Source organism: Pedobacter sp. UBA4863 (assembly GCF_002399615.1).
Taxonomy (GTDB): domain Bacteria; phylum Bacteroidota; class Bacteroidia; order Sphingobacteriales; family Sphingobacteriaceae; genus Pedobacter.
The window spans coordinates 1,106-13,339 of the sequence record NZ_DHDZ01000024.1 but is presented as its reverse complement, the minus strand read 5'-3'; the positions used below and the strand labels follow the sequence as shown (position 1 = coordinate 13,339).

The 12,234-nt window shown below is 36.1% G+C and carries 9 protein-coding genes and 3 tRNA genes; 11 read left to right on the top strand and 1 reads right to left on the bottom strand.

All coding sequences use genetic code 11. The features are described 5' to 3' along the window. Nucleotides 1-147: 147 nt before the first annotated feature. Together B3I52_RS04040 and B3I52_RS04035 are read left to right on the top strand one after the other, a co-directional pair. On the top strand, nucleotides 148-2,961 hold the full coding sequence (locus tag B3I52_RS04040; RefSeq protein ID WP_293299065.1) for a TonB-dependent receptor: 2,814 nt from the start codon (nucleotides 148-150) through the stop codon (nucleotides 2,959-2,961). Nucleotides 2,962-3,069: 108 nt separating this feature from the next. Then, on the top strand, nucleotides 3,070-4,398 hold the full coding sequence (locus B3I52_RS04035; protein WP_293299062.1) for a hypothetical protein: 1,329 nt from the start codon (nucleotides 3,070-3,072) through the stop codon (nucleotides 4,396-4,398). Nucleotides 4,399-4,803: 405 nt separating this feature from the next. Here the strand turns inward: B3I52_RS04035 and B3I52_RS04030 are convergent, their stop codons facing one another. Then, a complete protein-coding gene (locus B3I52_RS04030) occupies nucleotides 4,804-6,555 on the bottom strand; it encodes a lysophospholipid acyltransferase family protein (protein WP_293299059.1) in 1,752 nt (583 codons plus the stop codon). A 147-nt stretch (nucleotides 6,556-6,702) separates the two neighbouring features. Here B3I52_RS04030 and B3I52_RS04025 point away from each other — a divergent pair, with 147 nt between their 5' ends. The 9 genes from B3I52_RS04025 (at nucleotide 6,703) to B3I52_RS03985 (ending at nucleotide 12,117) form a co-directional block, all read left to right on the top strand. Continuing rightward, nucleotides 6,703-7,599 (top strand): ComEA family DNA-binding protein, encoded by an 897-nt coding sequence (locus tag B3I52_RS04025; RefSeq protein WP_293299056.1) that lies wholly within the window; start codon nucleotides 6,703-6,705, stop codon nucleotides 7,597-7,599. Between the two features lie 70 nt (nucleotides 7,600-7,669). Then, complete coding sequence (locus tag B3I52_RS04020; protein WP_293299054.1) at nucleotides 7,670-8,197, top strand: adenine phosphoribosyltransferase; 528 nt, start codon at nucleotides 7,670-7,672, stop codon at nucleotides 8,195-8,197. A gap of 317 nt (nucleotides 8,198-8,514) precedes the next feature. Continuing rightward, entirely contained in the window at nucleotides 8,515-9,654 is a 1,140-nt protein-coding gene (locus tag B3I52_RS04015) for an acyl-CoA dehydrogenase family protein (protein ID WP_349678669.1), read from the top strand. A gap of 102 nt (nucleotides 9,655-9,756) precedes the next feature. Beyond that, nucleotides 9,757-9,951 (top strand): 30S ribosomal protein S21, encoded by a 195-nt coding sequence (gene rpsU / locus B3I52_RS04010; RefSeq protein WP_293299049.1) that lies wholly within the window; start codon nucleotides 9,757-9,759, stop codon nucleotides 9,949-9,951. A 363-nt stretch (nucleotides 9,952-10,314) separates the two neighbouring features. Further along, nucleotides 10,315-11,199, top strand: a complete 885-nt coding sequence (locus B3I52_RS04005) for a tyrosine-type recombinase/integrase (RefSeq protein WP_293299046.1) — start codon at nucleotides 10,315-10,317, stop codon at nucleotides 11,197-11,199. Nucleotides 11,200-11,212: 13 nt separating this feature from the next. After that, nucleotides 11,213-11,560, top strand: coding sequence for a ribosome hibernation-promoting factor, HPF/YfiA family (hpf, locus tag B3I52_RS04000; protein ID WP_293299044.1), 348 nt, complete (start codon nucleotides 11,213-11,215; stop codon nucleotides 11,558-11,560). 244 nt (nucleotides 11,561-11,804) lie between these two features. Then, nucleotides 11,805-11,877 (top strand) — tRNA-Thr (locus B3I52_RS03995). A 37-nt stretch (nucleotides 11,878-11,914) separates the two neighbouring features. After that, nucleotides 11,915-11,997 (top strand) — tRNA-Tyr (locus B3I52_RS03990). 47 nt (nucleotides 11,998-12,044) lie between these two features. After that, nucleotides 12,045-12,117, top strand: a tRNA-Gly gene (locus B3I52_RS03985). The last annotated feature ends 117 nt before the right edge of the window (nucleotides 12,118-12,234 follow it).

Genomic DNA, 12,234 nt, shown 5'->3' with positions numbered 1-12,234 from the left:
TCTGATTAATCGAGCTCAGGTTAATATAAAAGCCTTGCCAGCACCCTTTAACAATTTGTTAACTCTTGCGTAAACAAATGGTAATTTCAAGCTAACACCAAGCTAACATTGTGGTAATAGTTTTGCCCTCATTAAAAATAAGGCAAATTGAAATCACAACTAACTTTAAAAAAAGCACTCCTAACCATCTTGTTCGTATTAGGCAGTGTACTTGTTTTCGCTCAGGCAACAGGAAAAATTGCAGGAACTGTATCGGATAAAAAAACTGGCGAAACGCTTATTGGTGTTTCTGTAAAATTAGCTGGAACAACCAAGGGCGTAGGCACGGATGTAGAGGGGAGGTATTTACTCGGGGGGCTGGCTGCCGGAAAATACACTATCGAAATCTCTTATGTAAGCTATGCCACTAAAAAAATTACCGATGTAGAAGTAAAAGCTGGCGCTGTTACCACTTTAAATGTGGTAATGGAAGAAGCTTCTTCGCAAACTTTGCAAACGGTAACCATTACCGCTTCGGTTAAACAAGAGTCGGTTAATACGCTTTACCTAAAACAAAAAACAAATGTTAGCATTTCTGATGGTATTTCTGCCGATCAAATTAAAAGATCTCCTGATAGAAATACCTCTGAAGTTTTAAAACGGGTTAGCGGTACAAGTATCCAAGATAATAAGTTTGTAATTGTTAGAGGATTGAGCGATAGGTATAACTCAACATTGTTGAATAATGCCATATTACCTAGTTCAGAACCTGATAGAAAAGCATTTTCGTTTGATATTATTCCATCAAACATGATTGATAATATCGTGATAAACAAAACAGCTTCGCCAGATTTACCTGGAGATTTTTCTGGCGGTGTGGTTCAGGTATTAACCAAAGATATTCCTTCAGAAAATTATGTTAATTTCTCGGTAGGAACCGGATATAACTCTCAATCTACTTTTAAAAAGTTTTATTTAGGAGATAAAAACGGGGTTGAAAATTTTGGGTATTTCAATTCAAACAGAAATATTCCTCAAGGAATACCATCTACGCAGAACTACACGCAGCTAACTACTAATCAAAAAATAGACGCTGGTAAATTATTTAATAATAGTTTTAGAACTCACCAGTTTAATGGTGCTAATCCTGCACAAGCTTATCAAATGAGCGTAGGTTTGCGTAAAAACCTAAAAGACAATGCTAGTATTGGTTCTATTATTTCATTGACCTATAGAAACGGCGAAAGTAAAAACATTTCTGAAAGATTAGAATACGAGGGGCAAACTAAGCAATACGATTATAACGACGACAGTTATAAATTTAGCTCGTCTGTAGGTGCTTTGGCAAACTTTGCATATGTAAAGAAGAATAATAAAATTGCTTTCAAAAATTTGTACAATGTTTCGTTAGATAACTCTTACACCAGTAGGTACGGTACACATTTGGTTGATCTGGATTCGATTAGAGGCTATTCGTACGATTTGGTGAGTAAATCGTTGTTAAATACACAACTAGAAGGGGAGCATAAACTAAATTGGAACGATTTAAAGGTTAACTGGAATATGGGCTATTCGTATTCTGATCGTTTACAGCCGGATTTAAAATCGTTAACTTATCGTTTAGATTATGACCAGGGAGCTACAGTTTACGAAGCGGTAGTGCCAAATGGAACGGCTTCTAGAACTGATGCCAGTAGGTTTTTTTCCCAACTTTTTGAAGATAGTTACAATGCAGGTTTAAATTTGAGTTTACCTTTTAGCTTCTTGAAAGATAAAAGTACATTCAAACTAGGTGGGATGAAACAATACAAGCTTAGGGATTTTAAAGCTCGAAAATTCGGCTATATCAAATCTTTTGGCTCGTTCGAAAGTAACTTGTTAACCTTGCCATACAACGAAATTTTTGCGCCAGCCAATTTGAAACCTACAGGTTTTGTAATGGACGAGGGAACGGAAAATGCAGATAAATATGATGCAATTTCGGATTTGAATGCAGGTTATGCCATGGTTGATACAAGATTTAGTAAGAAGTTAAGGGCATCATTCGGAGCTCGTATAGAAGATTCTTACCAGCAAGTAAATACCGCAGATTTTTCGGGGAAAAAGGTTAAAGTAGAAAAGCAATATTTTGATGTTTTGCCCTCAATGAACACCACTTTTAATTTGAACGATAAAACCAATTTACGTTTGTCGGCCTCGCAAACAGTAACCAGACCTGAATTGAGAGAACTCTCTAACTTTGGTTTCTTCGATTATATTTCAAAAAGGATATTGGTGGGTAATCCCGATTTAAAACGTAGTCAAAATACCAATATTGACGTGAAATATGAGGTTTTTCCAAGTGCAGGTCAAATTATTTCTTTGTCGGGCTATTACAAATATTTCAAAAACCCAATCGAACAAGTAGTTTCATCGGGTAGCGTTAAAAACATTACTTTCCAAAATGCCAATTCTGCTAAAACCTATGGTTTAGAATTAGAGATAAGAAAAAACCTTTCTTTCATTAATAAAGAAAATTTCTTCAACAATGTTACCGCCTATGTTAATTCATCTGTGATTTTCTCAACGGTAAACCTAAATAGTTTGGTTTCTGAAATTACTTCTAGAGCGTTGCAGGGCCAATCTCCATATTTAATTAATGCAGGTTTAATGTATAGCGAGCCTACAAATGGCTTGTCTTTTAACTTGCTTTATAACAGAATTGGCCAACGAATTTCGGAAGTTGGTTATCAAGGCTATGCCGATATCTATGAAAAAGGAAGAAATGTAGTCGATTTTCAGCTATCTAAGAAAATGATGAAGAATAAAGGCGAATTGAGGTTGAATTTGACGGATATCCTAAATGAGAAAATTATCTTCTATCAGAATAACAATACTAAAAACACCTACCAGCAAAATGTTGATAACATCATGAACACTGCAAGAACTGGGGCTGGCGTAAGTTTAAGCTTTATTTATAATTTCTCTCTAGATAAAAAATAGCACTTAACATTGAGTTAATCAATAAGTAACCAATTGATAAAAAGCCCTTAATATTCTCGAAATGTTAAGGGCTTAGTTTTGGGTATAATTAATCATAAATAAAAAGAAATGAAAAACTACAAATTATCAGTTTTATTTTTGGCTGCTGTACTGGCATTTTCATCATGTAGAAAAAGTGATGAAGAGGAAGTAAACGTAACTCCTAAAACTCCAGAAACAATAAACGGAGAGGTTACAGCCAATAAAACTTTAACAGCAGATAGGGTTTGGTATTTAGATGGGGTTGTTTTGGTGAAAAATAATGCAACTTTAACCATCGAACCTGGTACCGTTATAAGAGCTAAAGTAGGTACAAAAGCAGCACTAGTAATTGATAAAGGTTCAAAATTAATAGCCGATGGCACCGTAACTAAACCAATTGTATTTACATCGGGAAAAGATGCTGGCAGCAGAGCACCAGGCGACTGGGGCGGTATTATTTTAGTGGGCAAGGCACCAACCAATAGAATCACGCCAGTACAAGTAGAGGGCGGTGTAGCATTAACGTATGGTACAGATAATATACCAGCCGATAATTCGGGAATTTTACGCTATGTACGTATTGAATATGCGGGTATTGGTGTAAACGACAGCGAAATTAATGCTTTAACTTTTTATGCAGTAGGGAGCCGTACAGTTGTAGAAAATGTACAAACAGTATATGCGAATGATGATGCATTTGAATTTTTCGGAGGTACCGTAAACTGTAAAAACTTAATAGCTTATGCTACTGCTGATGATGATTTCGACTTTGATTTTGGTTATAATGGTAGTGTACAATTTGCATTATCACTTAGAGATCCAAAATTTGTAGATGCTGCAGATGATGGTAATGGTATTGAGTGCGACAATGACAAAGATGGAACGGATGCTGCTCCTATTACGCAACCAAAATTGTCTAATTTTACCCTTATTGGCCCAAATAATGCAACAGGTACTGCTTCACGCCATGCGTATGGTAACCGTTGGAGAAGAGGAACTAAATTTATTTTCAATAACTCTATCATTTTAGGTGCTCAAAAAGGTGGTCTAAATATCGAATCGGATAAATCAGCAAATTTTTATAAAAATGGAGATTCTCAATTCAAAAATAATATTGTTGCTGCTTATACAAACCCATTCTTGGTTACTGCTACTACATTAACTGTAGCCGAAATACAAACAAAGGCAACTACAGATGGTAACCTTGTGCTTACCGATGCCAATGTTGGACTTAAGTTAAATGCTCCATTTAGTTTAACGGCACCTAATTTCTTGCCTGCAACGGGCTCTCCGGCATTAGCTGGTACGTGGGTTGCTACAACAGGCGCTACTTCGGTTACTTATCGTGGTGCTTTCGGTACTACAGATTGGACAGCTGGTTGGGCTAATTGGAATTCGCAAAATACAAACTACTAATAGCTGCTAAGGCATAGTTGATAACAAAGAGTCGAACTTAGGTTATAACATAAAAGGAGCCAATTTTTTGGCTCCTTTTATGTTATCTAAAAAACTGAAGAAATAGGAAACTGTTTAAAACTGATATTAATATTTTACAGGTTGGGTTTGGTGGTGACACCAAACTATAGCTATGGGCTGTAGGCGGATGGCACCACCCGCCTATGTATTTATTCTTATTGAAATTTAAACAGTTTCTAAAATAATCTAGGTTTTACAATGACTTAACATTGTAAACCTACATTTGTGATGTTAAATATTGGTTAGTATTTATCATACAGTTTAGGTTAGTTGATAGCAAAAAGCCCCGATGGATGTCGAGGCTTTTGCTTTATATGCTATTTTTGAAATTGCTAACTACCAACTTTAAAGGTTCTTTCCAACCTTTTCTAAAATATCAGCAGGTATTTTATGGGTATCTACCACTAAAAACCCATCAAGGCAATCAGAAAACTTAGGGTCTATATTAAAACAAATAATTTTAGCATTTAAGTTCATGTACTGGCGCAACAGCACCGGTATTTTAATATGGTTGTTTTCTATTTCGCCAATTAAACCATCTAAATCTTTTAAACTTTCGCTTTGCTCAATCAATAGTTCGGTATCAATAGGGGTAAGGTCGGCTTTAAATTTATTTTTAGGTTTAACATAGCTTGCCATCTCATAATCAAAATGGTTTTTGGTAATAAAATCTACAATCAACGATTTGCTAAGTTTCGAGAAGCTATTGCTAATACTTACCGGGCCAATCATATACCTGTACTGCGGATTTAAAATAAGATATTTTAAAATACCTTTCCACAGCAAAAACAGCGGCAGTGGCTTAAGCTGATATTCCTTTCTAATCCAAGATCTACCCAACTCAATACCTTGTCGTAAAATTGGATAAAAAGGCTCTTTAATTTTAAATAGCTCCGAAATGTAAAAGCCACGTTTTCCCATGGTATCTAGTATCTCATCGCCTTTACCAATACGATAAGCGCCTACAATCATTTTGGTTTCTTTGTCCCAAATAAAAAGATGGTTGTAGTAAATATCATAGTTGTCTAAATCAATTTTTTTATTGGTGCCCTCGCCAACTTGCCTAAAAGTGATTTCGCGTAGGCGGCCTATTTCTCTTAAAATATTCGGAATACTGGTAGTTGGAACAATGTAAACCTCGTAATTTTTCTCCTCCCATACACGGTAGTCTGTTAGGCCTTCTATTTCTGCGGCCATTAACTCCTTGTTGGTTTCTTCAACTATTTCTTTTGGTTTTTTCTTAATCTTGAAAAGATTGATAGGGTTGAATAACTTTCTTTCCTGCTCTAAATTGGTGCCTAAGGCATAGGTTCTTGCCCGTAAAAAATCTAATAATTTATTGGTGTCTTTATTGTAATTGATATCTTCAATTTTAATAGGCTTACCAATGCGCACTTTAATTTTTAAGCCTTGTTTGTTCAAAAACTCCGATGGTAGTTTGGCCGTTCTTAGCGTAGGGTGCAAGAAACTCAAGATATTAAAAAGCACGCCATTATTCCCGTGAAAATAAATAGGTACTACTGGCAATTTAGCTTTGGCCACTAATTTGCCCACTACCGGATGCCAAAGCCTGTCGGTTATTTCTTGCTTCTCCAGATTGAAGGTAGAAACCTCACCAGCTGGAAAAATACCAATAGGTGTACCACTTCGCAATAAATCGAAGGTGGACTTTAGCCCGCTAATGCTCGATGAATGCTGTACATTCTCGAAAGGGTTAACGGCTACAAAAAAATCGCTGAGATTAGGTATTTTCTTTAAAATAAAGTTTACCATTACTTTGGCCTCTGGCCTAACCGTACAAAGTAGCTTTACCAAAGCTAGCCCCTCTACACCACCATACGGATGGTTGGCTATGGCAATAAAGCCCCCAGTTTTAGGAATGTTTTTTAGGTCATCTTCATCAAAATCTATAGAAACGCCAATGGTCTCTAATATTTTATCTACAAACTCTAGGCCTTCAAAATGTTGATTTTGCGAAAATACTTCGTTAATATCGTTTAGTTTCATTACCTCCATTAACAGTGCCGCAAGTCCCGGAACCCCCAATTTATCTAGCTTAGTTGCTTGTGCAAATTCTTGTTTAGTAATAATCTTCATGTACAAATAATGAGGTATAATGTAAATTCAAAATTAACGATTATATTTAGGAGTTACTTATCTAATCTATGAAAACATCTATTTGCTATTCCGTTTTGTCAAGCTGCTCCAAACTAATTTCAACCTTATTAGAAAAGCCTATAAACAATGAAGAAATGGCTAATAAATACTTACGGGTTTAGTAAAAGAGAGTATAATGGGTTATTGTACTTAGTGGTTTTGATATTGTTCATTGCCTTAATGCCTTATCTATATCAATATTATAGCGATAAAAAACAGCCTCAAGGCATGAACGAAAAACTTGCATTGCAAAAGCTGGTGCTGGTAGATCGGTATCAGAAGAAGACCTATAACTATACACGAAACCAAATTGAAGATGCAGCCACTAAAACACCCGTTCATTATTTCGAGTTTAATCCCAATCTTATCACCGAAAAAGAATGGCAAGCTTTTGGTCTTTCGTATAAACAAGCAATGTCTATTGTAAATTACGTTAAAAAAGGTGGCAAGTTTTATAAGCCCGAAGATTTAAAAAAGATGTACACCATTTCGCCAGAAAAGTACGAAGCTTTGTTGCCCTATGTAAGCATTCCTAAAACCGAGCAGTTAAGCAAATCAAATTACACCTATACCAAAAAAGAACCAATAGTGGTCGAAATTAATAGTGCCGATACATTAGAGTTAGATAAAATTAAAGGTGTGGGTGCTGCTTTTGCCAGAAGAATTGTAAAGTACCGAGAACGCTTGGGAGGGTTTTACAGCAAAGAGCAATTGTTTGAGGTTTTTGGTGTAGATACTCCGAAGTTTAATGAAATTAAAGACCAAGTAAAAATAGACCTAGAAGGTATTAAAAAGATAAACATCAATACAGTAGAGTTTGACGATATAAAAAGGCATCCGTATTTAAGCTTTAAACAAATGAATGCCATTATACAGTATAGAAAGCAACATGGCTCCTATAATAGTATTGCCGATTTAGCTAAGGTGCTCATTTTAAAACCAGAAACGATACAGAAAATTGAGCCCTATCTACATTTCAAATAAAAGAAAATTTAAACCATTTACTTTTTTACTTTTGATTTTCAATTTTTCCACTTTATACTTTTCACTTAAAATGGTAGCAGATAAGATAAAACAAATAATTAGGGATGTTCCCGATTTTCCAAAACCAGGCATTGTTTTTAAAGATATTACCCCGTTATTAAAGAATCCTGCTTTGTGCAATGAAATTGTTGTAGCATTGGCACAGCAGCTTAGGGGCCTAAAAATAGATGTAGTTGCTGGAATAGAAAGTAGGGGCTTTTTGTTTGGTTTGGCCTTGGCGCAAAAATTAAATGTACCTTTTGTGCCTATTAGAAAAGCAGGTAAACTGCCCTATAAAACGGTACAGCAATCTTACAATTTAGAATATGGGAGCGCCATCTTAGAAGTACACGAAGATGCTTTTGAGGCTGGGCAACAAGTGCTCATTCACGATGACTTGTTGGCAACCGGAGGAACGGTAGTTGCCGCTTCGGCATTGGTGCAAAAACTCGGAGCAGAAATTGCCGGTTACTCTTTCCTAATAAATTTAGATTTTTTGAACGGGAAAGAAAGGTTAAAAACGTATAGTCATCAACTATTTTCGTTGGCGGATTATTAAAAGTCAACTTCTAAACTACTATGTATTTTTAACGTTTTAATTTTTTTCGTTAGTAAACCCTAAAAAAACTCAAAAATTAAAAAAGAATTATTTAGGCTGTTTTGTTTGTTTTTAATGATACTCACGAAATAAATGAACTATATACCAAAACATTCCATTTAGAAAAGAGTGCAGTTGCTTTGAAAGTATAATATAATTTGTTTATCATTGTTCCCAACCAAATATAAATCTTACTAAACTGTTTAAATGCATTAAGCTAAAAGCCAAGGTGTTTAAACAGTTTTTTTCTTTTAACAGCAGGTATGATGCAAACAGGAATCGATTTCCAAGAAACAGAAAACAGTGCCATGATAAAAAAAATGGTGCGTGATTTCGCCGAAAAGAACATTCGTAAAAATTTAATGGATTGGGATGAAACGCAGCATTTCCCGATAGCGTTATTTAAAGAACTGGGGCAAATTGGTTTAATGGGTGTTTTGGTGCCCGAACAATATGGAGGTTCGGGTTTTGGCTACCAAGAGTATGTAGATGTAATTGTAGAGATTTCTAAAGTTTGTGGCGCTATTGGTTTGTCGGTGGCGGCACATAACTCGCTATGTACGGGCCATATCTTAGCATTTGGTAACGAAATGCAAAAAACAAAATGGCTGCCCAAATTGGCTACAGCCGAATGGATTGGCGCTTGGGGCTTAACAGAAGCCAATACAGGCTCTGATGCTTTGCGCATGCAAACTACTGCGGTTTTAGATGGTGATGAATATGTAATTAACGGTGCAAAAAACTGGATTACCCACGGTAAGTCTGGAGATGCAGCGGTGGTAATGGTACGCACAGGCGAAATAGGAAGCTCTAAAGGAATTTCTGCCATAGTAGTAGAAAGGGGTACGCCAGGTTTTAGCGCAGGTAAAAAAGAAAATAAATTAGGTATGCGTGCTTCAGAAACTACCGAAATGATTTTTGATAACTGCCGCGTGCCCAAAGAAAATTTGTTGGGCGTAGAAGGAGAGGGGTTTAAACAAGCCATGAAAGTGTTAGATGGTGGCCGAATTTCTATTGCTGCGTTAGGTTTGGGTATTGCCCAAGGTGCTTACGAAGCTGCCTTAGCCTACTCAAAAGAGCGCCAGCAGTTTGGACAGCGTATTGCTAACTTTCAAGGGATTAGTTTTAAGTTGGCAGATATGGCCACCGAAATAGCGGCAGCCGATTTGTTGATCCGTCAGGCAGCTGATTTGAAAAATAGACACCAACCGGTAAGTAAAGAATCGGCAATGGCAAAATATTACTCTTCAGAAGTAGCAGTGAGGTGCGCTACCGAAGCGGTACAAATTTTTGGAGGCTATGGTTATACCAAAGATTTTCCGGTAGAGAAGTTTTATAGAGATGCCAAGCTTTGTACCATAGGAGAAGGTACTTCAGAAATACAAAAAATTGTAATAGCAAGAGAGATATTAAAATAATAATAAGAAAAACTTTCTTATGTTCAGTAATTTGCCTACATTTGCAGCCCCAAGCAGAAATGTGGGGCATTAAAAAACACGAGAGGAGGTATTTTCAACGTTATGATTATTATTAATATTAAAGATGGCGAGTCGTTAGACAAGGCGTTAAAACGTTTTAAGAAGAAATTCGAAAAAACAGGTGTGTTAAGAGAATTGCGTAGCCGTCAAGCATACGAGAAAAAATCTGTAGCTCGCCGTACCGAAGTTAAGAAAGCGATTTACATTCAAGGATTAAATCAAGAAGCAACCATTTAATTCCTTTTCGAATTAAAATATAAAGAGGCCCGGAATTTTCGAGCCTCTTTTTTTATACGGTAGTTTTTGCTCTAAAATTAATGTTTGAAGTTGATTCAAAGAAAACACATGGGCAGCGCCCTCGCTAAACATAATCTGTAAAATAAGTGCTCCATTTTTTAAGATTTCCTTACTGCTGACTAAATTATTGATGTCCAGAATAATTAGTGCTTTATGCTCAAAAATGGCTAAAACGTCTTTTGAAGGAGGTTAAATGTGATGCAATTCAATGTGATGAAAGATTTTGGTCACAATTTGCTAAAATCCTTTGGCGATGTCTTTTTCTTTTGTAAATTCACCTAATTACCAATCTACAACTGCAATATGCTAATTAACGATTATCTGGCTTTCCTAAAATATGAAAAGCGTTACTCGCTACATACCCTGCAAGCATATCGTACCGATTTGCTACAGTTTGAAGGTTGGTTAAAAACGGCAGAGGTAGATCGTATTGAAACTGCCCAAGTATTCCATTTTAAGAATTATATAGTATTGTTACTGCAACAAGGCTTGTCCGAAACTGCAGTTAACAGGAAAATGTCGGCTTTAAAGAGTTTTTATAAGTTTTTGCATCGCGAAAATAAAATTGCGGCTAATCCAACAAGATTGATAAAAGCATTAAAAGTGCCTAAAAAACTTCCTGTTTTTGTAGAAGAAATGAAAATGGATACACTTTTAGATAGCGAGCATAGTTTTGACGAGAGTTTCTCTGGGAAAAGAGACAGGTTAGTGGTAGAATTGCTATTTGGTACAGGAATGCGTTTATCTGAATTGGTTAACCTAAAAGAAACTGATTTTAGTAACTACGAAGGCACCATTAAAGTGTTGGGTAAAAGAAATAAAGAACGAATAATTCCTATACACAAGCCATTGCAAGAAGAATTACAGGAGTTTGTTGATTTAAAAGTCTTACAAAAATTCGACAACAAAAGCCCCTATATAATCGTTACCAATAGTGGGGAGCAGGCTTACCCCAACTTAATATATCGTATAGTAAATAGTTGTTTAAAATTAGTATCAACTCAAGATAAGAAGAGCCCACATGTGTTGCGGCATTCGTTTGCAAGCAGTTTGCTTAATAGAGGGGCAGATTTGAATGCAATTAAAGAACTTTTGGGGCATGCCAGTTTGGCCGCCACGCAAGTATATACACATAATTCAGTAGAAAGATTAAAGTCCATTTATAAACAAGCCCATCCGAGGGCGTAAAAAAGGAGGAAAAATGAAAATTAGAGTACAGTCTATCCATTTTAATGCAGACAAGAAGTTACTGGAGTTTATTCAAAAAAAAGTAGATAAGTTAGATCAGTTTTTTGATCAAATTATAAGTGGTGAAGTTTACTTAAAACTAGAAAATGTAGAAGATGAAGCCAATAAAATAAGCGAAATAAAATTAATTGTGCCTGGCGGAACCATGTTTGCCAAAGAGCAATGTAAAACATTTGAAGAGGCTACGGACCTAGCCATAGAGTCGTTAAGGAAACAAATTACAAAACATAAAGATAAAACTAGAGCAAAATTGAGCGAACATAAAGCATTGATAAATGCGGATGAACCCTCTGATTATTAGCTTGATATTATATAATAAAACAATAATATAGCGGTTGGCGGGCTAGGGCTCGCCAATTTTTTTTAAAATAAATTTTTATAGGAAAATTATTTGTGTAAATTTGCATTCCATTTCGGAAACGGGTACGATAGCCCAGAAAAAATGGGTCGTTCTGTGAAGAGAAAAAAATAAAAAAAATGTGAGCTCTTTTAGGTAAGAAAACAAATTTTTATATATTTGCGCCACATTAATTGAAAAATAAAAAGCCTCCTTAGCTCAGCTGGTAGAGCAACTGACTTGTAATCAGTAGGTCATTGGTTCGATTCCGATAGGAGGCTCATTTTATTTTGGAACTTTAAGTTTTAAGGTAAAAGGGGGGAGATACCAGAGTGGCCAAATGGGACAGACTGTAACTCTGTTGTCGCAAGACTTCGAAGGTTCGAATCCTTCTCTCCCCACTCTTAATTTGCTAATTGGTCAATTTGCTAATTAGCAAATTAAAAAAGCGGAAGTAGCTCAGTTGGTAGAGCGATAGCCTTCCAAGCTATAGGTCGCGAGTTCGAACCTCGTCTTCCGCTCTTAGAAGAGTGAGCAGTTGGCGGTTAGTAGTAGGCAGTTTGAACTGAAAACTGAACGCTGAGAACTGAAAACTAATAAGCCGAAGTAGCTCAGCGGTAGAGCACTTCCTTGGTAAG